At 69.5% G+C, this 23853-nt stretch carries 15 protein-coding genes; 8 read left to right on the top strand and 7 right to left on the bottom strand.

What is annotated here, in order from left to right; translation table 11 throughout:
- Window positions 1-432: 432 nt before the first annotated feature.
- From ACYVLP_RS21605 to ACYVLP_RS21595, 3 genes are all read left to right on the top strand, one after another.
- Window positions 433-3540, top strand: coding sequence for a glycosyl hydrolase (locus ACYVLP_RS21605; RefSeq protein WP_460629365.1), 3108 nt, complete (start codon window positions 433-435; stop codon window positions 3538-3540).
- Between the two features lie 207 nt (window positions 3541-3747).
- Window positions 3748-7287 (top strand): family 78 glycoside hydrolase catalytic domain, encoded by a 3540-nt coding sequence (locus tag ACYVLP_RS21600; RefSeq protein ID WP_460629364.1) that lies wholly within the window; start codon window positions 3748-3750, stop codon window positions 7285-7287.
- 194 nt (window positions 7288-7481) lie between these two features.
- Complete coding sequence (locus ACYVLP_RS21595) at window positions 7482-9662, top strand: S8 family serine peptidase (protein ID WP_460629363.1); 2181 nt, start codon at window positions 7482-7484, stop codon at window positions 9660-9662.
- Window positions 9663-9745: 83 nt separating this feature from the next.
- Here the strand turns inward: ACYVLP_RS21595 and ACYVLP_RS21590 are convergent, their stop codons facing one another.
- Window positions 9746-9958: a hypothetical protein gene (locus ACYVLP_RS21590; RefSeq protein ID WP_460629362.1), complete on the bottom strand. Its 213-nt coding sequence runs from the start codon at window positions 9956-9958 to the stop codon at window positions 9746-9748.
- 250 nt (window positions 9959-10208) lie between these two features.
- Here ACYVLP_RS21590 and ACYVLP_RS21585 point away from each other — a divergent pair, with 250 nt between their 5' ends.
- The gene (locus tag ACYVLP_RS21585) at window positions 10209-11282 is read left to right on the top strand and encodes a LacI family DNA-binding transcriptional regulator (RefSeq protein ID WP_460629361.1); all 1074 of its coding nucleotides are present in this window, start codon (window positions 10209-10211) and stop codon (window positions 11280-11282) included.
- 432 nt (window positions 11283-11714) lie between these two features.
- Complete coding sequence (locus tag ACYVLP_RS21580) at window positions 11715-16340, top strand: family 78 glycoside hydrolase catalytic domain (protein ID WP_460629360.1); 4626 nt, start codon at window positions 11715-11717, stop codon at window positions 16338-16340.
- A gap of 101 nt (window positions 16341-16441) precedes the next feature.
- Here the strand turns inward: ACYVLP_RS21580 and ACYVLP_RS21575 are convergent, their stop codons facing one another.
- The 5 genes from ACYVLP_RS21575 to ACYVLP_RS21555 form a co-directional block, all read right to left on the bottom strand.
- On the bottom strand, window positions 16442-16879 hold the full coding sequence (locus ACYVLP_RS21575) for a VOC family protein (RefSeq protein WP_460629359.1): 438 nt from the start codon (window positions 16877-16879) through the stop codon (window positions 16442-16444).
- 131 nt (window positions 16880-17010) lie between these two features.
- Window positions 17011-17775: a hypothetical protein gene (locus tag ACYVLP_RS21570; RefSeq protein ID WP_460629358.1), complete on the bottom strand. Its 765-nt coding sequence runs from the start codon at window positions 17773-17775 to the stop codon at window positions 17011-17013.
- Window positions 17776-17859: 84 nt separating this feature from the next.
- Entirely contained in the window at window positions 17860-18507 is a 648-nt protein-coding gene (locus ACYVLP_RS21565) for a hypothetical protein (protein ID WP_460629357.1), read from the bottom strand.
- Window positions 18508-18603: 96 nt separating this feature from the next.
- On the bottom strand, window positions 18604-19707 hold the full coding sequence (locus ACYVLP_RS21560) for a sensor histidine kinase (RefSeq protein ID WP_460629356.1): 1104 nt from the start codon (window positions 19705-19707) through the stop codon (window positions 18604-18606).
- Window positions 19707-20462 (bottom strand): response regulator, encoded by a 756-nt coding sequence (locus ACYVLP_RS21555; RefSeq protein WP_460629355.1) that lies wholly within the window; start codon window positions 20460-20462, stop codon window positions 19707-19709. Before ACYVLP_RS21555 ends, ACYVLP_RS21560 begins: the two co-directional genes overlap by 1 nt.
- Window positions 20463-20683: 221 nt before the next feature.
- Between ACYVLP_RS21555 and ACYVLP_RS21550 the strand changes: the two genes are divergently transcribed.
- The 3 genes from ACYVLP_RS21550 to ACYVLP_RS21540 all read left to right on the top strand — a co-directional run bounded on the left by ACYVLP_RS21550 (window position 20684) and on the right by ACYVLP_RS21540 (window position 23145).
- The gene (locus tag ACYVLP_RS21550; protein ID WP_460629354.1) at window positions 20684-20965 is read left to right on the top strand and encodes a DUF1905 domain-containing protein; all 282 of its coding nucleotides are present in this window, start codon (window positions 20684-20686) and stop codon (window positions 20963-20965) included.
- Between the two features lie 413 nt (window positions 20966-21378).
- Window positions 21379-22821 (top strand): eCIS core domain-containing protein, encoded by a 1443-nt coding sequence (locus ACYVLP_RS21545; protein WP_460629353.1) that lies wholly within the window; start codon window positions 21379-21381, stop codon window positions 22819-22821.
- A gap of 9 nt (window positions 22822-22830) precedes the next feature.
- Window positions 22831-23145: a hypothetical protein gene (locus ACYVLP_RS21540; protein ID WP_460629352.1), complete on the top strand. Its 315-nt coding sequence runs from the start codon at window positions 22831-22833 to the stop codon at window positions 23143-23145.
- Between the two features lie 39 nt (window positions 23146-23184).
- On the opposite strand, the gene ACYVLP_RS21535 is transcribed toward ACYVLP_RS21540, so the two are convergent.
- Window positions 23185-23844 (bottom strand): hypothetical protein, encoded by a 660-nt coding sequence (locus tag ACYVLP_RS21535; protein ID WP_460629351.1) that lies wholly within the window; start codon window positions 23842-23844, stop codon window positions 23185-23187.
- Between the last annotated feature and the right edge of the window lie 9 nt (window positions 23845-23853).

The following is a 23853-nucleotide window of genomic DNA, read 5'->3' as shown; positions in this document are numbered from 1 at the left end:
CTGGGCAACCCCTTGACGATCGTCAGCGACCGCGTTAGCGTCGCACTGCTTGAAACCTTTCAACGAGGCAAGGTGCTCATGAACGGACCACATCGACCCCTCACCCTGGAACGACGGCAGATATCCAGGTCCTTCGGCCCTGCCGACCTGAGAGCCGCGGCGATCGTCGTCGGCCCGCCACGGCGCCCGGGCCTTTCCTCAGAGCACCGCCCTCAGTCGGCGAGCCCCACGTCGTCGATCTCCGCGCTCGCCGACGTGTTCGGCCGGGCACTCGTTCTCGGCGTCGACCGGACACACCTCCCTGCGCGGCCGCATGCCGTCCTGCGCGCCAGCAATGTGCGTCGTCGTGAACCGCACGACCTCCACTGTTTCGCGGCGAAAGCCCGCACCGTCATCCCCTGACCCAGCCCCCAAACATCCGGAAGGAACCCCGTGTCCCGACCCCTGCCTTCGTCCGGGCCCAGTCGCCGGTCCCTGCTCGCTGCTGCCGCCGCATCGTTCGGCGCCGCCGCTGTCGTCGGCCCCGCGGCTGCATCCGCGGCGGCATCCACATCGGCATCGGGATCCGCCGGCGCCGGCCCTGTGGGCTTTCCCGACGCGCTGCGCCAGTCGTTCAAGCACCCCGGAACCGGCACCGCCGCCGGATTCCGCTGGTGGTGGCCGCACGGGCTTGTCGACCCATCCGAGATCGAGCGCGAGGTGGACGAGGTAGCACGTGCGGGCTTCGGCGTGCTCGAGGTCGCCGACGTCACCCACAGCCTGCGGGCGCGCAACATCGAGATCGATGTCGCCACGCACGGCTGGGGCACCGCGCCGTGGGTCGCCGGCGTCAAGGCAGCGCTCGCCCGTGCCGCCCAGCGCGGCGTCCGCGTCGACCTCACCGTCGGCCCGTCCTGGCCGGCAGCCGTCCCGACCATCACGCCCGACGATGACGCCGCCTGCACCGAGCTGGTGCACGGTCAGGCGACGGTTGCCGCCGGCGCGTCGTACGACGCAGCACTGCCGGACCCGGTCGTCGCGGCGGCGTCCTCGGTGACCACGTCCGAGCTGGTCACCGTGCAGGCGTACCGGATCACCGGCTACGTCAAGGACCGCAACGGCGTCGTCACCAGCACGATCCTCGACCCGGCGTCCTACACCGACCTCGCGGACTCCGTGGCCGGCCAGCATCTCACGTGGACCGCCCCGTCCGAGCCCGCCGACGGCACCTGGCAGCTGCTGGCCACGTGGCGGCGCGGATCCGGCCAGGAGCCCGAGGCCGGGCCGCACACCTCGCCTCGTGCCTACGTCGTCGACCACTTCAGCCGGCGAGGTGCCCAGGCCGTGATCGACCTCTGGCAGGCCCGGGTGCTCGACGGCGAGCTGAGGGGGTTGCTCCGCGCCGCCGGCGGCTATTTCTTCGAGGACTCCCTCGAGATCGAGACCAAGGCGACCATCTGGACCGCCGACCTCCTCGACGAGTTCGAGGCGAAGCACGGCTATGACCTGCGACCCTGGCTGCCGTTCGTCCTGGAGAAGAGCGAGAAGTACCAGTTCTCGCTGCCCGCAGCGGACCCCACCACGGCCGACAACCTGCGCACCAACGAGATCCGGGATGACTACAACCAGGTCCTGTCCGACCTCTACCGCGACCAGCACTTGCGCCCGATGCAGGACTTCGCGCGAACCCTGGGCATGGGGATCCGGATCCAGCCCTACGGCCTGGAGACCGACACCATGCAGCACTCGGCGGTGGTCGACGTCCCGGAGACCGAGTCGCTCGGCTTCAAGAACCTCGACGACTACCGGGTGATGGCCGCCGGGCGCGACCTGGCCGGCCACACCGTCCTCTCGTGCGAGGCGATCTGCTACAACGGAGCGGCCTACAACACCACCTGGGGCGCCAACAGCGTCAGTCCGACCGCGCAGAACCAGGCGCTGTTCACGATCAACAGCATCTTCGTCGCCGGCGTGAACCACCTGCAGGTGCACGGCTTTCCCTATGCGCAGGCGCCTCATGTCACCTGGCCGGGCTTCGCCGCCTTCTCGCCCTACTACAACAACGCGATCGGGTTCGGCGAGGCGTGGGGCCCCCGCACCCCGCAGTGGGAGCACGTCCCCGGCATCGCGGCATACCTCGCCCGGACCCAGCTGGTGCTGCAGACCGGCGCCCCGAAGTACGACGTGGCCTTCTGGCGGCACAAGGGCTGGGCCTCCACCGGCATCGGCCCGCAGTGGATCACGAACAACGGCACCAAGCTCGGCTGGTCGCACTCGTTCGTCAGCGCGTCGCTCCTCGCGCTCGACGGCGTGGATGTCGCGGGCGGCCGGCTGGCGCCCGACGGCCCGTCCTACAAGGCGGTCGTGGTCGGTCCCGACTCGCTGCGCAGCAACGCCGTGACGATGGACATCGACGGCGCCGAGCGGCTCCTCGCGCTCGGACGCAAGGGCCTACCCATCGTGCTCATCGGCGACTGGTCCCAGGTGACGCCGATCGGGCACGAGGATGCGGCCGCGACCGCAACGGTGCGCTCACTGATGGCGGCGATCGCCGCACTGTCCACGACTCGCACCGTCCCCGAGGCCGAGGTCGGTACGGCGCTCGCTGCGCTCGGCGTGGTCCGTGACGTCGAGCACACCGACTCGACCGTCATGCACGTGCGGCGAGTCACCGGCGACGTCGACCTCTACTACCTCGCCAACGCACGGCACGCCGAGAACCGGCGGCTCAACCCGGTGGCGCAGGACGTGTGGCTGACCGCCACCGACCGCGGCTCCGTGCCGTGGCTGTTGGATGCGTGGACCGGCGACGTGACTCGGATCGCCGCGTTCGAGCGGTCCGGCGACCGGGTCCGCGTGCGGGTCGACCTCGTGCCCGGGCAGTCGACGATCGTCGCGCTGGCGCAGCCTGGCGCGGGCGTCGCCCGGTCGGTGCTGCCGGTCGCGACCGCCGGCCAGACCGTCGTGCCTCGGGGCGCCAACGCTGCCCTGCGCACGACGACCGCCGGCACGTTCGACCTGCCGAGACCCGATGGTCGCACGACCAGGGTCGTCGTGGACCGGGTGCGCGAGCCCGTCGTCCCGGCCTCGTGGAGCCTGGAGCTGGAGGACTGGAAGCCGGCGAGCCCGACCGACCCGGAGGACCTCGACACCAGCAAGGACGTCGTCACCCGCGACCTCTCCACGCTGCAGTCGTGGTCGAAGGTCGCCGGCTTGGAGGACGTCTCCGGCATCGGGCGCTACCGCACGACGGTCGACCTCGGCGCCGACTGGACGGACAACGACGGCGCCTATCTGGAGCTGGGCGAGGTCAACGACACCTTCCGGGTGCGGGTCAACGGTCTGCTGCTGCCGCCCCTCGACCCGATGGACTCGGTGGTCGACCTCGGCCGCAACCTGGTCGCCGGCAGCAACGTGATCGAGGTCGAGGTCGCCTCGACTCTGCTCAACCGGCTCCGCGTGGTCACGCCGGCGGTCTACGGCGCGGCCGCGCGCCAGAGCTACGGCCTGGTCGGGCCGGTCCGTCTCGTCCCGTATGTCGAGCAGGTGGTGCCCGCCTGATCGTTCGGCGCGACCGGTCGGCACCGCGTCCGGCCAGCGAGTGACCAGGCAGGAGACAAGGTGTTGCTCGCATGCGATCACGGGCCGGTAGCTCGGTGTCGCAAAGCATGCCAATCATGACGAATACAGCAGTAGTCGCTTCAGAGTGAAGGAGTTGCCATCGTGCAGTCAGGACGTGCATCACGACCGGCCGACGGGAGGAGGACGGTGCTGCAACGATGGTGTGTTCCGGTCGCCGTTGCCTCCGTGGTCGCGGCGGGCACCCTCGCCAGCAGCGCTCCCGCGCTCGCGGCGGGCACCCCGAACGCAGCGGCCGCTGCAACCGCCGCGACCGTCACCGTCGGCGGCCTGCGAGTCGACAACCGCGCCGACCGGCCGCTGGGTGTCGACGATCCGAACCCGAGCCTCAGCTGGCAGCTCTCCGGCAGCGGCGCCGCCGCGCGGCAGACCGCCTACGAGGTGCGCGCGACCGACGCGTCGGGTCGGGAGCTGTGGGACTCCGGGCGGGTCCTCGGCTCGGCGCAGCAGCTGACCTACGCGGGCCCGGCGCTGACCTCGCGCGCCGGCGTCTCGTGGCAGGTCCGGGTGTGGGACGGCAACGGTGACCTCTCACGATGGAGCGCGCCGTCCACGTTCGAGATGGGCCTGTTGCAGCCCACCGACTGGGGCGCGGCGAAGTGGATCCAGCTCCCGCCGCCCCCTCTGAACCGCGGTGTGGTGATCGACGTCGGCGAGCAGGACGCCCGTTACGTGCGGCTCGACGTGACCAAGCTGGGTCTGCCGCTCTATGAGTCGTCCTACGGGACGGTGTCGCGTATCCAGCTCGCCGAGATGGAGGTGCTCGCCGACGACGGCACGAACGTGGCGCTGGGCGCGAGCGTCTCGGCATACGACCAGTTCTCGTCGCAGGGCTGGGGCACCAAGCTGCTGACCGACGGCAAGATCATCAGCCCCGGCTACATGAGCCGCCAGTCGACCACGCAGGAGGTCAACCCGTCCAAGTGGGTGCAGGTCGACCTCAAGACCGTCCAGCACTTCAACAAGATCGTCCTCTATCCGCGCAGCGACTCGCGCACGCCGGACGGGCAGATCCCGAACTTCCCGGTCGATTTCACGATCCGAGCCTCCGCGACCTCGTCCACGCCGACGACGGTGATCAAGACCGTTACAGCTGAGCCGAACCCGCAGGGCCCCGACCTCAACAACCCGCTGCCGATCTTCGCGCGCTCCTTCACCGCGGCCCGGACGGTCAGCAAGGCACGCCTCTACGTCGCCGGCCTCGGCGCCTACGAGGCGACCGTCAACGGAAAGCCGGTCACCGACACGGTCCTCAACCCGGGTGTCACCAACCCGCTGCGCTCGGCCGAGTACGGCACGTACGACGTGACGAGCCTTGTACGCGACGGCGACAACACGGTCGGTGTGGCGCTGGGCAACGGCCAGACGAACGTCAACCCGCAGGCCAACGCCGCCGCCGGCCGCAGCGACGTGTACACGAAGTTCAACTCGACGCCGGTCCCGACCGGCACGCTTGCCGCGTCGGTCGCCGCGGGCGACACGACCGTGCAGCTCTCGAACGTGCTCGGGTATGCCGTCGGCGACACCGTCAACGTCGACACCGGGGACGGTGGGAGCCGCCTCGAGTCACGCAAGGTGACGGCCGTGGGCGCCAACACCCTCACCGTCTCGGCCGCGTTCGACCAGAGCCACGCCTCCAGTGCCGTGGTGCTCGGCTCCGGCGCGTCCACGAAGGGTGAGATGGCCGTCTCACCGCGGCTGATCGCGCGCCTGGAGCTGACCTACGCCGATGGCTCGGTCGACACGATCGTCACCAACCCGTCCTGGCGAACCAAGGCCGGCCCGACGATCACCGACAACTGGTACGCGGGCACCGACTTCGACGCGCGCGCGGTCCAGGCAGGCTGGGACGAGCCGGGCGCGGATCTCTCGGACAGCACGGGCTGGGAGGACTCGTCGATCACCTCGCCGCCATCGCTCGACACGAAGCTCGTGTGGCGCGAGGCCCCGCCGGTCCGCGTGCAGAACACGTTCAAGGCGGTCGCCACCAAGCACCCGGGCGCCGGCTCGTGGTCGTTCGACCTCGGCCAGAACTTCGCCGGTATGCCGCGCCTCCACATCCCCGGGGGCACCGTCCCCGCGGGCACGGTCATCAAGATCACGCCGGGGGAGGGCTGGAGCGGGAACGGCACCGTCAGCACCGCTTCCGCCGGGTCGCCGACCGGCATCTTCGACACCTACACGACCTCGGGTGACCCCGCCGGTGAGACGTTCACGCCACAGTTCATGTACCACGGCTTCCAGTTCGTTCAGGTCAGCGGGCTGCCCGCGGACTTCACGCCGGACGTGGACATGATCGTCGGTCTGCAGACCAACGCCGATGTCCCAACGGGTGGTTCGATCTCCACGGACAACGACCTGATCAACACCATCCACCGGATGTCGGAGTACTCGATCCGCTCCAACATGCAGTCGATCTTCACCGACTGCCCGCACCGCGAGAAGCTCGGGTGGCTGGCGGACATGATCCAGTCGATGGGGGCGATCCACTCCAACTTCGATGTCTCCGCGTTCCTGCGTGGGATGGAGCGCCAGATGCTCGAGTCCCAGCAGCCGGGCGGCCTCGTCCCGGGCACTGCACCAGAGTTCCCGAACTTCGGCGGCGGCTACCGCGACGACGTGAACTGGGGCGGAGCGTTCATCATCACGCCGTACTTCCTGTGGCAGAACTACGGCGACACCCGCACGATGAGCCAGTACTACGGCGCGATGCAGGACTACCTCGCCTACGTGCGTGCGCAGATCACGCCCGACGGACTGCTGACGAGCGGGCTCGGCGACTGGATCGCGGGTGACACGACGACGCCGAAGAACGCGACCGGGACCTACGGCCTGTACGTGATCGCTCAGGACCTGGCGGACATCGCGGACGAGCTCGGCAACGCCGGTGACGCGGCCGACTACCGCGCGCTGGCGCAGAGCCTCGCGAACGCGTTCAACGCTGCCTTCTTCAACCCGCAGACCAAGACCTACACGTCTTCCGGCCCTGCCGGGACCACCGGTTCGCAAGCGCTCGACGCCCTCCCGCTGGCCATGGGCATCGTGCCCGACGGCGCGAAGCAGTCGGTGCTCGACGACCTTGTCACACGCATCTACGCCTACCACCCGAACGGCGGCGGCCCGCACATCAGCGGCGGCGAGGTCTCGCTGCAGCCGATCTACGAGGTGCTGATGAACGAAGGCCGTGGCGAGGTCCTGTGGGACGTGCTCCAGGAGACCACTGCGCCGAGCTACGCGTACTTCGTGAACCAGGGCCTGACGACGATCCCGGAGTCGTGGAACCTCGCCGGATCGCAGAACCACATGATCCTGCTCCAGATCGACGAGTGGTTCAGCGCGGGGCTGGCCGGGATCCGGCAGGCGCCGGGCTCGGTGGGCTTCGACCGGCTGATCATCAAGCCGCAGGTGGTGGGGACCCTCACGCACGTGTCGGGCAGCCGTGAGACCCCGCACGGCACGGTGTCGAGCAAGTGGACCCGCGGCGCGAAGGGTCTCTCGACGATGCAGGTGTCGATCCCCGCGGGCACGACCGCCACGGTGTACGTGCCGGCGGCGGCCAATGAGTCGTTCGTCCCCGTGGGCGGCGAGGCGACGTCGGCGGGACGCGTGGCCGGGTACCAGGTGTTCTCGGTCGGCCCGGGCGACGTGACGTTCCGCAAGGGTGCGTGAGCGGGGCCCGACCTACAAACTCGGGTCACGTCTGCGCCGACGTCACCCGGCTCGCTCGTCCTGCGGGACGGCAGCGAGCCGGGTGACGACAGGCGTGCAGAGCGAGGAGCTGCCTGCCTCCGATGTATCAATGGGGTCGAGTCTCGCATCTGCTCCATTGAGTGGTATGCCGCCGCTCGAGAGGGGAGTTCGCCATGCCCGACGACGGAGCTCGCACACGCACCAGCCCTGAGGCCAGCATCGACAACGGTGAGGTGGTGTTGCGCGGAACCCCCATCACCGTGTCGGCGCGGTCCAAGCTCGCAGAGGGCGAGCATCGCTTGGTCAGCGTGCTCGGCCACCGCGCCAGGGTGTCACTCGCCGACGACTCGAAGTCCGTTGTCATCGACACCAGCACGCTGCCCGCCGGCCGGCACGTGCTGCACACCGACGGACTCGCTCTCGGCAGGGGCGCGCGACTGTCAAGCCTGGACGTGGAGTTCGTCATCGTCGACTCCAACGCGCCCATCCCCGAGGGCTATTCGCTCCTTCACGCCACACGCCTGCGCATCGACGAGCTCGACGTCGAGCCCCTCTCGATGGACGGCGTCCCTGATGGGCCCTACATCGACGTGTTCAAGGCGGAGGACCGCCGACGTCGCCGACGCACCCCCGTCGACCTCGCCTTCGACGAGCACGGCAGTGAGGTCGATGTGAACGACGCCCTCGCCCAGCTCGCGAGTCGTCGGCGGGAGGCCTTCGGGCGCGTGCACCCAGCACTGCACGAGCTGCTGCCTCAGCAGGATCTCGTCCCCGTCGCGGTGTGGCTTGTCACCGATGACGATCCAGAGCGGGTCGAGAAGTCCACGAAACGGGCGACCCTCCGGCGACCGCGACCCGAGGTGGCGACGGAGCGTCGCTGGCGAGCCGCGGTCGAGCGCGTGCGCCCAACCCTCGAAAACCTTGGGCTCGAGGTCCAGCGCGTAGACGAGCGCGCTCCGGTCATCTTCGGCGTGATGCGGTCTCGTGCCGTCCGCGAGCTCGCCGACCACGAAGCGGTTGCTGCTGTGTTCCTCCACAGCGAAGAGAGCATCCTCGACCTGACCGACTCCATCGCGATCGCCAACTCCGACGACGCCCACAGCGCCGGCTTCGACGGCACCGGGGTCAACGTCGCTGTGTACGAGGACGGTCCGGACGACACCACCAACCTCGCGATCACCGCGAGGTACACGACGACCCCGGCGACCACACAGCACTCCCGGCACACGCACGGCATCGTCAAGAACGTCGAACCCAACCGTCCGCACGGCCATGCACCGGACTGCAACCTCCACTCCGCAAACAGCACCGACCTGGCGGCCGTCCGCTGGGCCGCCCAGGACCGCGGCTGCACGGTCATCAGCCAAAGCTTCCACCGAGACGCCGAACAGACTTCCTCCGGGCTGTCCTTCGACGACGTCTACAAGGACTGGCTAGCTCTTCAGTGGCCGTACCCGACCATCTGCGAGGCTGCGGGAAACGGCCCCGACAGCGAGTTCGTCAATCACAAGGGCTACAACCGCGTCACCGTCGCGAACCACAATGACACCGCCTCAGGGATGGCCTCCGACACCTGCTTCCGCAACCCGTCGTCCTCGCATGGGGACCGCGAGCTCCCGGAGATCGCCGCCAACGGCACGAACGTCACGACTGTGGGGCTGACCTTCTCGGGCACGAGCATGGCTGCCCCCGCAGTGGCCGGCGCGGTCGCCTGCATGCAGGAGGCGAACGGCACGCTGAGATCATGGCCGGAGGGATGCCGGGCGATTCTGCTCGCGTCCGCCTGGCGCAACCCCGCCGGTGGCACCTGGCGATCCGACCTCATCGCCGGCGTGGACGGGTTGGACGGGTCCGGTGCGCTCGACACCAAAGCGGCAACGGACATCGCTCGTAGCCGGTCCTCGCGCAACGGCACCGCGAGGCGCCGTGGTTGGGATGTGGGGACGTCGCGGTCGTCGGACTACGGCACGGACAGGTTCTCCACGTACTCGTACCGGATTGCCGTGCCGAGAACGACTCTGTGGCCTCACGTCAAGGTCGCGCTGGCTTGGGACTCTCACGTCACCTCGTTCGACTTCTTCGGCATTCACCTGCCGCTGTCGTCGACGTTGACCGTCGACCTCGACCTACACGTACGCGACTCTCACGGGAACCAGGTGGCCGTCAGCAACTCGTTCGACAACAGCTACGAGATCGCCGAGTTCGTGGCCACGCCGGGGGAGACCTATGAGGTGAAGATCCGGCGGTGGTCGGGCACCGACGACGTCTGGTACGGCGTCGCGTGGACGGTCACGGGTCTCGACATCCTCGTAGGGCGCGTCCTCAACGGTGGCACAGTCCTGCGCCGCGCCTGAGGCACGCTGTGCCGTCCTCGAGGCATCGGGCGATGCACGAACCCGTGACACGCCGACGGTGAGACGGGGAGAGTGGCGCCCTGCTAGCGCTCCCACTCGATGCGGGTGGCCCCATCGTGGCCGTGGATGGCGAGCACGTCCTCGATCTCGTCCCACACAGCGACCGAGGTGGGGCGACCCGGCACGCACCAGCGAAGCGCGACCCTGCCGTCGCCGAACTCGACTCCCTCGGCCACGAGGCCGGTTCCGGAGATGCCGGTGGGGTCGGCATCACGGACCATCTGGAAGGTGCGCATGCGCTCCTTCCTACTCCTGAGGCGGCTCGGCCGGAGGCGGAATCGGCCCACCCGACGGTGACGTCGCAGGGCCGACACCCGAGGTGCGGTGTTCCTGGATCGTCCCTCGCACGGGTCGCTGGGAGTCTCTGGGCTGACCACCGGACTGTCCGAACGGACAGGAGTCCCGCTCCCTGTTGCGCGATTGAACGGATTCAAGCAGCATGAGATCACGCCGCGACGAAGGGGCGGGTGAACGAATGTGAGCAGCGTGAGCAGCCCGATGTCGGGCGGGCATCCCCATGCGCGGATCAGCGACGTCGCGCGCCGTGCCGGCGTCTCCGTCGGCACGGTCTCCAACGTCCTCAACCGCCCGCAGATCGTGGCGGAGGCGACCCGGCAGCTCGTCCACGCCGCCATCGAGCAGCTCGGCTTCGTGCCGAACGCCTCAGCCCGGCAGCTGCGAGCAGGCGCCTCCCGCACGGCCGGAGTGCTCGTCCTCGACATCGCCAACCCGTTCTTCACGGAGGTGGCGCGGGGCATCGAGGACCGGCTCATCGAGGACGGCCTGACGATGCTGCTCAGCAGCTCGGACGGTGACTCGGCTCGTGAGCGGCTGATCCTCGACACCTTTGCCCAACAACGGCTGCGGGGTGTCCTGCTGACCCCGTCGCAGCGGACCGTGGACAACCTGGAGCGACTGACGGACCAGGGCACCGAGGTCGTCTTTCTCGACCACCGCCCTCGGGTCAAGGACTTCGCCTCCGTGGTGACCGACGACGCCGCCGGCGGCCGCACCGCCGTTGCGCACCTGCTGTCGCTGGGCCATCGCCGGATCGGCTTCGTCAACGGGCCCCTGTCGCTGCAGCAGTGCCGCGCCCGACGGGTCGGCGCGCGTCGCGCCATCCGGGCCGCGGACGGCGCAGCCGAGCTCGTCGAGCTGCAGGTCGACTCGCTCGATGCCTCCGGAGGCGAGCTGGGCATGGCGCGACTGCTCGCCGAACGTCCCGATGTCACCGGGGTCTTCTGCGTCAACGATCTCGTCGCGCTGGGCGCGATGCGGCATGCGCGCAACCGCGGGCTGGACGTCCCGGACGAGCTCTCCGTGATCGGGTACGACGACGTCTCCTTCGCCAGCGAGCTCGCTGTCCCGCTGACCTCGGTGCGCCAGCCGACGTACCAGCTCGGCTGGTCCGCCGCCGACCTCCTGCTCAGCTCGACCGCGCCGCGCCACGTCGTGTTCCAGCCCGAGCTCGTGGTGCGCCGGTCGACCGGGCCGGCCTCGGACCCGGCCAAGCGGCCGGAACGACGACCCGGAACGGTGGGAGGTGGCGCCCCCGAGTAGGGGCGCCGTACATGTCCGCCGTGTGCCCTGGACCGCCCCCCGCGACTCCCTCCCCGCCCCGCCCGGGTGGGGGACCAGGTCGTACCCACGAGGTTCGACCCGTCCACCCCGGCAGCAGTGCCCAGGGAGCCCAGACGACCTCGAGACCGCAGCTCAGCCGGCAGGACCTGACGCTGCTGGCTCTGACCGCCGGCGGGCTGCGGCTCGACCTCGTCGCCCGAAGGCTCGGGGTGTCGGAGCGGACCCTCCGGCGCCGGATGAGGCGGGTCTGCGATCGCATCGGCGTCATCTCACCCATCGAAGCAGTGGTCTGGGCCGTGCGGCGAGGCCTCATCTGACCGGTGTGACCGGTTCCGGACACTTTCGTTCCCAGGCCGGGTCGGCGGCCTCTACATTTCGCTGAATGAATCGATTCATTCAAGGAGGAATGACGTGAGATCCCGACCAGTACCGCGTCTCGTGGCCGTCGTGGCCGCGATCGGCTGCGCGGTCATGACACCGGCGGCGGCCCGGGCGGACACGCTCGCCCCGACCGCGACGGTCACCGCCGCGACGGCCGCCACGAGCGTCACTGCCCTTCGGACCAACGCGCTCGTCGACCCGCTCGGCATCCCCGGCACCGCCCCTTCGCTCAGCTGGCAGCTCGGTTCCTCGCGACGCGGAGTGAGCCAGACGGCATACGAGATCCGGGTCGGCCGGACGGCCGGTGGCTCCGACGTCTGGTCCAGCGGCCGCGTCACCTCGAGCGACTCCGTCAACGTGGCCTACGCGGGCCCGGCCCTGGAGTCGCACACGCGCTACTACTGGTCGGTCCGGGTGTGGGACGACACCGGGGCTGCCTCCGACTGGAGCAGCCCGGCGACCTTCGAGACCGGCCTGAACACCGCTGAGTGGACTGCCGACTGGGTCAGTGCCGTCGGCGCGAACCGCTACGGCCCGGAGTGGACCAACTACACCATCGACTTCACGGCGTCGAAGATCTCCGGCGCACTGGGCGTGTACTTCCGCGGTCGTGACACCGAGCACGCCTACATGTGGCAGATCAGCGAGGCGTCCAAGGCGCTTCGCCCACACGTCAAGAACGGCGGCTACAGCGTCCTGTCCGCCACCCCGTTCCCGGCCGGTTTCAGCTTCGCCGACTCGCACCGCTACACCATCGCCGTCTCGGGCAGCACGATCACGACGAGCGTCGACGGCGTGGTACTCGACCGACGCGACGACCGGACGTTCGCCGGCCCCGGCATCATGGGCTTCCGCACGAGTGGCGCCGAGACCGGGCTGGTCCGGAACGTCACCGTGACCGGCGCCGACGGGAAGGTGCTCGCCCAGACGTCCTTCCTCAGCGGTGACCGGACGTTCACCGCGGGGACGGTCACGCCCGGTGGTCTCCAGGTCCAGGGCGACGCGGGGGAGGCCTGGCTCGCGATCGGCAACGAGGTCCCGCTGCTGCGGAAGTCGTTCGACGTGGCCGACAAGCCGATCAGGAGCGCACGGATCTACGCCTCCGCGCGTGGCCTCTACTCCTTGCAGCTCAACGGCGCCCGGGTCGGGGACCGTGAGATGGCTCCAGGCATGACGGACTACTCGAAGCGAATCGCCTACCAGACGTACGACGTCACCTCCCAGCTGAAGGCCGGCACGAACGCCGTGGGCGCCGAGCTGGCCAGCGGCTGGTATGCCGGGAAGGTCGCGATGTTCGGCACCGGGGTCTGGGGCGACCGCACGTCCCTGCTCGCTCAGCTGCGCGTCGAGTACGCCGACGGAACCACCCAGACGGTGGGCACCGACAGCACGTGGCGCACGACGCCCGGTCCGCGGACGTCTGCGGACCTGCTCGACGGCGAGTCCTACGACGCCCGCCGGGCCGCCGCGGTCGGCGACTGGAGCAACCCGACCTATGACGCGTCGGCATGGAGCGGCGTGACCGTGGTCCCCTCGGCCACGAACCTCCTGGAGCCCCAGACCGACCAGCCGGTCCGGGTGACCCAGCATCTCGCCGCGCACCGGATCGCCTCACCCTCGGCCGACACCTACATCTACGACCTCGGTCAGAACATGGTCGGTCGGGCCAAGGTCACCCTCAAGGGAGCTCCGGGCACCACCGCGCGGCTACGGTTCGCAGAGGTGCTCAACAAGGACGGGTCGATCTACACCGCCAACCTGCGCAGTGCCAAGGCGACCGACTACTACACGTTCGGCGCCGACGGCTCGGGCACGTACGAGTCGCGGTTCACCTTCCACGGCTTCCGGTACATCGAGGTGACCGGCGTCAGCGAGGCACCCGCCGACTCAGACATCGTCGGTGTCGTGCTCGGCACGGACGGCCCGCTGGTCAACGACTTCGAGACGTCCTCGGCGCTCGTCAACCAGCTGAACAGCAACATCGAGTGGGGCATGCGCGGCAACTTCCTGTCGATCCCCACTGACACCCCGGCCCGCGACGAGCGCATGGGCTGGACCGGCGACATCGACGTGTTCGCACGGACCGCCGTCTACAACATGGACTCCCAGGCCTTCTTGTCCAAGTGGCTCCAGGACCTTCGGGACACCCAGAACGCCGCCGGCGCGTTCCCCGGCGTCGCTCCGGTCATCCCCGGCCGTTTCGACGGCGGCTACGGTGCGGCCGGGTGGGCCGACGCTGGAGTCCACGTCCCCTGGACGCTCTGGCAGGCCTACGGCGACACGAAGGTCATCGGTGACAACTACGACGCGATGAAGCGCTACGTCGACTATCTGGACCGCGACTCCACCAACCACATCCGGTCCACCGGTGGGTACCTCGACTGGCTCAACCTCGACGACAACACCCCAGCGGACGTCCTCGACACGGCGTTCGTCGCACGCAGCACCCGCGAGTTCGCCGAGATGGCCGAGGCCGTCGGCAAGAAGGACGACGCCGCCGCGTACCGCGCCCGCCTCGCCGACATCACCCAGGCCTACCAGGCCGCCTTCATCGGCGCCGACGGCACGGTCAAGGGGAACAGCCAGACGGCATACATCCTGACGATCAACAACGGGCTCGTCCCCGCGGACCGCAAGGCCCTCGTGGCCGCGAAGTTCGTCGCCTCCATCGAGCGGCGTGACTGGCACCTGTCGACCGGGTTCCTCGGGGTGGACGGGCTCCTGCCCGCGCTCACCGCGATCGGTCGCACCGACGTCGCCTACCAGCTCCTGCAGAACACCGACTACCCGTCGTGGGGCTACGAGATCGGCAAGGGCGCCACGACCGTCTGGGAGCGGTGGAACTCGATCATGCCGGACGGCAGCTTCGGTCCGGTCGAGATGAACTCGTTCAACCACTACGCCTACGGCGCGGTCGGGGAGTGGATGTACCGGACGCTCGCGGGAGTCTCTGCGCTCGATCCCGGGTACCAGCGGTCCGTCGTCGCTCCCCAGCCGGGTGGCGGCATCGACTGGGCCCGGATGAGCCATGAGACGCCCTACGGCACGATCGCCTCGTCCTGGCGCACCGGGTCCGGCGGCCTCACCATGGACGTCACCGTGCCCGCGAACACGACCTCCGAGGTGCATGTCCCGGCGCCGAGCCGCTGGGCCGTGCTTGAAGGTGGGACGCCGGCGTCCGACGCCGAGGGCCTGACCTTCCTCCGGATGGACAACGGGGCGGCCGTCTTCAAGGCTGGCTCCGGCACGTACCACTTCTCCGTGGACGACGTGCTGGGATCGATCGGAGACGCGCGCGCGGGGGTGACGGGCTTCACGGCACCGGCATCGATCGCGGCCGGAACGGCCAACCACGTCGCCGCCCAGTGGAGCAAGCTCGACCGTGAGGTCGGGGCGACGTGGACCGCCCGTCTCGCCGCCGACCCCGATACGGCATCCGTGCTCCACCGGGCGCTCTCGACGGCGGCGGACCTTCGTCGCTGGGTCGAGACGAAGCGGAAGACCGGCGACCTGACGGACGCGGAGGCCAAGGCGGTCCTCGACGTCCTGGCCACCGTCACCGCCCGGCTGTCGTCTGCCTCTGGACGCCTCGTCGGCGCGGTGGTCAGCCTCGTGCCACCGGACGGGACCCTGGTCCAGGGTGGCGCCGGCACCGTCAAGGTCGTGGTCGACAACCGCGGCACGGACACGATCCGCGGCATCGACGCGAGCATCACGTCGCCGGCGGGCTGGACCGTCCAGCCTCAGGCCGGTCCCACGGAGGTCGCGCCAGGCCAGCGGCTCACGCTCGGGTTCAGCGTCGCCGTCGCGCCGGACGGCGCTCCGGGTCCCGTCGAGCTCGCTGCCACCGTGAGCTACCGGTTCCACGAGTCCATCGCGACACTTCCCGTCAGTGCCACGGTGACCGTGGCGCCCGCCGTCGTCGTCGACTCCGTCAGCGGACCGGCGACGGCGACGGGACCGGGCCAGCCCGCGGTGATCACCGCCATCGTGCGCAACCAGGGAGCGACCACGCGGAGCGGCCAGCTCGCGGTGAAGCTGCCGGACGGCTGGACGGCGCCTGCCGCTCAGGCGTTCACGGTCCCGGCCGGGAGCACGGCCACGGTCACGGCGACCGTGGCGGTACCCCTCGACCTGACGACGGGGGCGGTTCCGGTGACGGCGTCCGTCGGCGCCACCGACCTCGAGCGCGCCACCGGCTCGCTCAAGGTCGTCGTGCCGACGCCACCCGCGAGCTTCACCGACCACGTCGACCTCGGGGTCGCCGCCAGCGAGACCGCTCACCGGCTCACGGCGTCGGAGCACTCCGGCACCAACGTCGAGGCGGGTCTCACCCGGCGGTACACGCACTCGTCGTACCCCGGCGGGTGGTTCGAGATGGACGTGACCGTTCCGACCGACGGGCCGTTCGCGCTCCGCATGATCGAGACGTACGACCAGTCGCAGACGAAGACCTACGACGTCCTCGTCAACGGCCAGGTGGTAAACCAGCGGCGCTACTCGTTCTCGACGAACGGACAGGCAAGCCTGGCCTACCAGTTCGTCGTCGACCGTCCTGACCTGGTGAAGGGCTCCGTCGTGCGAGTCCGCTTCCAGGACGTGGACGGCGACTACGACCCGTCCATCGCCGACCTGTGGGCGGTCCCGATCAGCTGAGCCTTTGCCCCCACCTGGGCCCGGCGGCATACGAGCACCGTATGCCGCCGGGCCCGCTCACGCACGGGGGGCTGGGGAGAGGGGCGGCGGGCGCCCCGGGCTCAACGCAGCTCTTGAGCGAGCCCGATGAGAATGCCTTCAGGTCCTCGGACATAGCAGAGCCGGTACACGTCTTCGTACTGGACAACCTCAGTGCTGATGAGCTGCGCACCGTGCTTCCGGAGCCTAACGAGCGTCTCGTCGATGTCGTCCACCGCGAACATGACGCGCAGGTAGCCCAGAGCGTTCACCGGGGCGTTCCGGTGGTCGGCGACCACCTGCGGCGCGAGAAAGCGCGAGAGCTCGAGCCGACCATGGCCGTCGGGTGTGCGCATCATCGCGATCTCGACGCGTTGGTCGCCGAGGCCGGTGACGCGTCCTGCCCACTCGCCTTCCACCATGCCTTGCCCTTCGAGCTCGAGGCCGAGCTCGCGAAAGAACTCGATTGCCACTGCGAGGTCTTCGACGACGATGCCGATGTTGTCCAGCCTGAGAGCCATCCGGCCAGCCTAGAGAAACCATCGGCCCCGCGACGTTTGCCAGTCACGGCGATGCGAGGCTCGACTGCGCGACCGAGTCACCGACGTGGAGGGCTTGATGCCTGTCCGCTCGCCTGCATCGAGGCTGTCGGTCAGCGCGCTCCGAGCATCGTGGTCGTTCCGGCGATGCTGGCGCCCACGAACGACACCCTCACGTCGGTGCCGGTGACCGTGGCTGGCGCGACCGTGAGGCCGACGCGGGGCGCCATGTCCATGGTGCAGGCCGCTGTCGCGGGCGCGGCGAACCTGACGGTCAGCGTCCCTGCGCTCTTGGATGTGACTGACTCCACCGTGGGCACGCAGGTCGACGATCCCCAGGTGAGGAACGCGAAGCTGCCCTGGGGGACGTCCGAGGCTGCTGGCGAGGTCTCGACCCATCCGGCGCTGGGGGTGTTCTGGCCAGCGGAGGCCGGCGACGCGGAGAGCGCGCTGAGTGTCACCGAGCCCGCGAGCGCGCCGGTCCCGACGATCTGGACAGCCTTGGTCACATCCACGCCGGAGGGCAACGCGACGTAGGACGCCCGCGGCACGTAGTCCAAGGTGCACGGCGTCGTCGCCGCTGGCTCCGTGAACGCGACGGTGACGGTCTGACCACTCGCCGTGATGTCACCGGCCTGGGGGACGCAGGTGGAGCTGCCCATGCTCACGACAGCGGCGCCATGACCGGCGTCGAGCCAGGCCGCACCGGCGGGCGCGGGCCCAGCTGCCGATGTGGAGGTGGAGGTGGATGGTGTGGCGGACGCGGACTGTGTCGCCGATGCCGATCCGGGCGACGACGACCCGCAGCCCGCCAGCACGAGGAGCGCCACAGGGACGACGGCCAGTGCGCCACCCGAGGCGCGTCGAGATCGTGGCATTCGAGTCTCCTTTCCCCCGCTCGCCACCATATAGTCCGAAGATTTCGACAGCTTGAGAATTCGTGAAAGCGGCACCCGACAACGTCAGCCGGAGCCGACGGAGTCGACGACCTCGTCCGTACGGAGCCGGCGGACGCGCGTCGTGCCCGGGTGGCCGTCGACGAAGCCGATCCGCACCTCGAAGCTGGGGCCTGACGGCCCGACGAGGCGAACCTCCCACTCGCTGCCGAGGTGCTGTTCGGCACTGACCGACAAGGTGGGACCCAGCGCGTCAGGGAAGATGTCGGCCAGTCGCCGCCTGGCCGTCGCCATGGCCTCGTCGTGGCCGAGCACATGAGTGGGGGCGTCCGCGGTCTTGGTCATCACGGTCCGGAAGGCGGCGGCGACCGCCGCCTCGAGGGCCTGCTGCTCGTGGCTGCGCTCGGTGGGGTCGGTCTCGTCGGCGTGGGGGAGCGGCCTCGGGAGGGAGAGGGAGACGGCCACGGTGCTGCTCCTGTGGTCCCCGAGCTGGTGCTCGCGGCCGATCCGCACGGTGCCTCCTTGCCCGTGATCCGTCAGCGCGACGACGGGGGACAGCGCGGACAGGTACGTCGCGTCATCGGCAGCCTCGGTCGGGGCGGCGAGGTGGAGGTCGAGGACGAAGACCTCCTCCGGTCCACCCTTCCCGCCGAAGACGACTGCGACGTGGACGTTGTCGACGAGCGTGAGGTCGGTGAGGGGCGGCGGCGCCATGGGACCAGCGTCTTCCCTGCTGCGCGGGCGGTCAACGCCGGTAGCTGCACCGTCAGGCTCGGGAAGCGCCGTAAGACGCTCGCCGCGGGCCTCACGTCAGTCGTGATCTGGTGCGACCGGTTCAACCTCGCCTTCGGCAGCGCGCCGCTCACCTTCCGCGCGTGACACTCGCGGGAGCCGAATCTCGAATCGGCACCCCGGGCCTGAGTTCCGGACGCTGACCGTCCCGCCATGACCCTCGACGATCGCCTCGACGATGGCGAGCCCGAGGCCGGCGCCGGCGGCGTCGCCGGGTGTCCGTGCCGACGAAGCCCGATAGCCCGGCTCGAAGACCCGCGGCAGGACGTCCTCGGGTATGCCGCCGCACGCATCCGACACGTTGATGCACACGTTGTCGTCGGCCGAAAGCCCCACCACGACAGCGGATCCCGGCGGTGTGTAACGCACGGCGTTGGATACGAGGTTGTCGACGGCGCGGGTCAGCTCGCGCGGGTCGACGAGGGCTGTCGTGGCCCCGTTGGCGGATGCGGCCTCGGCTACGGATGCGCTCACGTCCACCAAGGCGGCCGCGGCCACCGGTCGCGCAGCCGCCACGACGTCGGACACCAGGTCCGACACGTCGACGATCTCACGGTGCCGCGCGACGTCGCCCGCGGTGATCCGCGACAGGTCGAGAAGGTCGCCGACCATGCCGTCGAGGCGTTCGACCTCGCGGCGCAGCTGCGCATACGCGGCGGCAGGATCAGCCGTGACGCCGTCCTCGAGTGCCTCGGTCACGGCGCGCATCCCCGCAAGAGGACTTCGCAGGTCGTGCGACACCCAGGCCACCAGCTCGCGCCGCCGCTCCTCGACGAGCTGGTCGCGTAGCCGCATCTCCTCCGCCCGCGCGATGGCCCGGCCGAGGACCTGCACGTGCCTGGCCATGACCCATCCGGCGGCCACGGCGACGGGGATCGTCGCGAGGAGCCCGAGCAGTACAAGCCCGGAGTCGTGCTCGGAAAGGAGCATCGCCCGGGCGCTGGCCCAGATGCCGGCCGCCACCGCGAGGACGACCACGAGGGGCGCGGCGAAGGCCGCTGCCAGCGCCGCACGGATGGTGGGCCGTCGTGTCGCGAACTGGACGAGCCACGCGCCGAGGGCCCCGACGACGGTTGCCACCCCGGCCGACAGGAGGACCGCCTGGACGCCCTGGCCGTCCATCAGGAGGGCACCTCGTGCGTGGCCGGGTCCCACCGGTAGCCCACCCCGAAGACCGTGACGAGACGGCGCGGCTGCGCGGGGTCGGCCTCGACCTTCTCCCGGACCCGCCGAACGTGCACGGTCACGGTCGACTCGTCGCCGTAGTCCCACCCCCACACCTGCCGCATCAGATCGGATCGCGTGAACACCCGTCCCGGGTGAGCGACGAACCAGGTCAGCAGGTCGAATTCCCTTGTCGTCAACGTGGGCTCGCGAGCACCCAGGAAAACCCGGTGCCCGGGCACGTCGATCCGCAGGTCGCCGTCGACGAGGTCGAGCGCTGAAGTCTCCGGCCGGGCCGCGACGTCTGTCGACGTGGCCGGGCCACCGGCGGTTTCTGCCTCGGCCGTGGCGCTCACGCGCCGGAGGATCGACCGGGCACGCAACACGAGCTCGCGCGGGCTGAAGGGCTTCGTGACGTAGTCGTCGGCGCCAAGCTCCAGGCCGAGTATCCGGTCGTGCTCCAGTCCCCGGGCCGTCAGCATGATGACCGGCAGGCCGGGGTGGACGGCCCGCAGCCGCCGGCACACCTCCAACCCGTCGAGGCCAGGCAGCATGAGGTCGAGGAGCACGAGATCGGGTCGGCGTGCGGAGGCCACCGCGACCGCGACCAGACCGTCGGCGACGACCTCGACGCCGAGCCCGGCCCGTTCGAGATATGCCGCCACGACGCCCGACACGGTCACGTCGTCGTCGACGACGAGCACCTGTTGCACGTGCTCAGGATAGGTCTCATCGGCCGGCAGGCCGGGGGAGAGGGCCATCCCCGGCAGCGACGTCACGAGCCCGTAAGAACCCAGGCAACGGTCGTGGCGGCGATGGCCGCTGGCAACCTCATCGACACGCGCGTCGTAGCGCTTCGGTGCACTGTGAACCCGGTGCCTTGGGGGTGGGCCGAACGTTTGACGCTGTGGGGCGCGGATGGTTGTCTGCCCGCATGGAGCCGATCCGGTTTGCCGGCCGCATCCGGTACTGGAACCCGGAGAAGGCCAGTGGCCTGGCGGTGTGCGACGTCCCGGCCGAGCATGTAGCGGCCCTCGGGGGCCTGAAGCAGCAACGTGTGCGCGGCCGTATCGGCGGCGCCGAGTTCGCTTCGAACGTCATGCCTGCGGGGGGCGGACGTCTAGCGCTCAGCGTCAGCAAGGCGATGATGAGCTCCGCGGCAGTCGGCGTGGGCGACCAGACCGAGATCGAGATTCATGCCGTGGGCCGCGACTGAACGGCCGCTCTGGTGCCGACGAGTGACGATGCTTTGACGACGCGGTGACGACATCGCGCCACGCTGGCACCACAGCCGATGTCATGCGCCACACCGACCATCTGAGCCATGCTCGAGCACGGTTGGGTAGCCGAACGAGGAGGCAGCTCATGGCCGCGACACGAAGTCCCCTGAGGACGTCGCGCTCTCCTGGTTCGCACTTGGCGCAGGCCCCTGCGGGTCCGTCACGAGATGCGCACGATGTTCCTGCCCGGACTACAGGGCCCATCGCCGCGGCTGGAGCAGGGAGAAGCGTCTCTCCAGATGCCCTTCGAAGAGCCGTTCAGTCAAGGCTTGCGCACAACATCTCCCGGCTCCGGGTCCGCGCTGAGCCGCACCAGGCAGTCTCCACCGCGTCCCAGGTTCCGTCCATCGTGCGCAATGTGCTGTCTTCCGCTGGTCGGCCACTCGACGCGGCCACCCGCGCCGTCATGGAACAGCAGTTTGCGAAGCACCACATCGGCGTTCACCCCTCGGGGCACCATGTTGCCAAATACGGCATGAGGGCCAGTCGTCCGAGGGACCCCGACGAGTGGGAAGCCGATCGCGTAGCAGAACAAATCTCACCAGTGCGTGAGGCCGACCCGCCGGCAAATGCGGGCCCTGACCTCCGGCAGGGACCGGAACCTCGGGCGACCCACGATTTCAGCAAGGTCCGGGTCCATTCGGACGCAACAGCGGCGTATGCCGCCCGGGCACTGAGCGCGGCGGCGTTCACGGTGGGGCAGCACGTCGTGTTCGGAGCTGACCAATATGATCCGTCAACGATGGCCGGCCGCTCGCTCCTTGCCCATGAGCTGACTCATACGGTTCAGCAACGGGGGGTCGAGGTCCCGATCGCTCAACGCCGGCTGATCGCCACAGGAAGTGAGGCGGACGTTGACAGCTTCATTGATCTGGTCGCACCCGCCATCGGGCTGGATCTGAAGCGGGATCCCCTGACGAACGAAATCCAGGCCATCGCGTCGAGAGTGGCTCCAGCAACGTCACCCGCCCTTGAGGGAATACTGACCACCATCATGAACGACGGGGTGCAAGATGCCGAGGTCAATTTCGGCACACACCAGACCGGCGTGTCTGTGGGCGCCTTTCCAACCCCTCCGGACCTGACGGGGAGCAGGGTGCAGCGCATAGATATGGATGACGTCCTTGCCATTGAGGGTGGCGCGCCGGGAAATGGTATCGCGAAGCTGGCACATGAGATCTCCGAGAACTATCACGCGCATGCCGCCGTTCCGGTTCCTGGTCAAGACCTGTTTGGGGATGCTCATGAGGCGGGTCTGCGGGCCGAGAGCTCGGTCACGGAGGAGCTCGTGGGACCCGGGCGCCGTGTGGCGGCGGCTGGCCTGACGGTGGGGGACGTGGAGACGCGAATCCACGACTTCGAGAACTACTACCTCATGTTCGACCGCACTCGTCATGCAGGTGGTGACTTCACCATCTCCAATGTGCGCCGCGTCGCCAAGAACGTCGCATCCATAGATGTGATAGACCATTTCGTGATTGATTCCGACGCGCTTCCCGGCGGCGGGGGAGCTGCGATTGCAGGCGTCGCTGCCGCTCTCGCGATCGACACTCTGTCTACCGTTCTTGTCGAGGGTTTTACGGACTCGACAGGCACCGCCGCTCATAATCTGGATCTATCTCGTCGTCGCGCAGAACGAGCACGTGACGGGCTCGTGGCCGCGGGAGTTGATAGTACCCGTATCCATATGGAAGGACGAGGCGCGACCAGATTTGTCGCATCGAACACTGCAGAAGTGGATCGAGTGCGGAATCGTCGCGTGGTGATCACGGTGACGCGTCCGGCGCCGTAAGGAAGCATGATGGAAGGCGACCTGCTTGTTGACGCCACCGTTGACACCTGTGGCCCGCAAGCGCCCGACGCCGGGGACGAGTACATGGTGTCTGTGACGCGATATCGTGTCATCAAAGCCCTGGAAGGGACCTACTCGAGTCCGATGATCTTGGTCGGGCATGCGCGGGCCGACATGAGCTCGCCTGCGTTTATGGTCGGCGCGCGCCATCGCCTCAGTCTGACGCGACAGTTCCCAAGACACTCGAGCCTCCTCAACCAGTTTGCCGATGAGGCATCGACCGTCGGGGTCTACTTCTGCACCTCTTTTGAGGTTCTCGGATGACGTGACGCCGCACCCACCGGACCTGTGCTCGGCGGTCCTTCAGAGAGGACGGGCGGGCCGCCGGCGCAGGCGCATGATGAGGTATGCCGTGAGCCCTACCGTGACCGATGCCACGAGAGCACCGGCGAGGATCCACGCCCCAGCGGTCGGACCGCTCGGCGGCTGTGGGCGAGCCGTGGAGGCCGGCGCCCGGGCGACGTCAGCCGCAGCGGCATACCCGGCATGGCTGGGCGGCTGGGCCGCGGGTGGTGGCGTGGCTCTCGCGCCCGGGGCGAGCACCGGCTCCGCCTGGTCCGGGCGTTCTCCCGCCGCCGGCGGGGCGGCACCGACGGTGAGGGCGACCCGGCCGACCGGGTCGCCACCGACGACGGCGACGATCGACCACGCCCCGACCCGCGTCGAGGCCGGCACCGTGACGGGGACCTCGAAGTGTCCGCTGGGTGGGTCGTCGACACGGCCGACCTGGGTCATCCGTCCCGCCGAGTCGACGAGCAGCAGGTGGACGTCGCTGGTCACCGGCAGGTCGCCACGCACCATGACCGTGCCACCGGGCCACGTGGCGTGCGGCTCGACCAGCAGCGCCTCCTCCCCGCCGTGGGCCGAGGCGGTGGGCGCCGCGAGCACGGGCAGGGCGACGGCTGCCGCCGCGACTGCGGCGACGATCGCGCCCCACGCCCGAAAGCGCTTCAGTACCAGCACCTTCCGCCT

The organism is Intrasporangium mesophilum, from assembly GCF_054783095.1.
The sequence above is the reverse complement of the archived record's forward strand: the minus strand, read 5'-3'. Positions and strand labels throughout refer to the sequence as shown.

Excerpts from the sequence above, each read along its gene's own strand:
- ACYVLP_RS21570 (WP_460629358.1), bottom strand. The coding sequence starts at position 17,775 with ATGCCACGATCTCGACGCGCCTCGGGTGGCGCACTGGCCGTCGTCCCT.
- ACYVLP_RS21540 (WP_460629352.1), top strand. The coding sequence starts at position 22,831 with ATGGAAGGCGACCTGCTTGTTGACGCCACCGTTGACACCTGTGGCCCG.
- ACYVLP_RS21565 (WP_460629357.1), bottom strand. The coding sequence starts at position 18,507 with ATGGCGCCGCCGCCCCTCACCGACCTCACGCTCGTCGACAACGTCCAC.
- ACYVLP_RS21560 (WP_460629356.1), bottom strand. The coding sequence starts at position 19,707 with ATGGACGGCCAGGGCGTCCAGGCGGTCCTCCTGTCGGCCGGGGTGGCA.
- ACYVLP_RS21590 (WP_460629362.1), bottom strand. The coding sequence starts at position 9,958 with ATGCGCACCTTCCAGATGGTCCGTGATGCCGACCCCACCGGCATCTCC.
- ACYVLP_RS21550 (WP_460629354.1), top strand. The coding sequence starts at position 20,684 with ATGGAGCCGATCCGGTTTGCCGGCCGCATCCGGTACTGGAACCCGGAG.
- ACYVLP_RS21575 (WP_460629359.1), bottom strand. The coding sequence starts at position 16,879 with ATGGCTCTCAGGCTGGACAACATCGGCATCGTCGTCGAAGACCTCGCA.
- ACYVLP_RS21595 (WP_460629363.1), top strand. The coding sequence starts at position 7,482 with ATGCCCGACGACGGAGCTCGCACACGCACCAGCCCTGAGGCCAGCATC.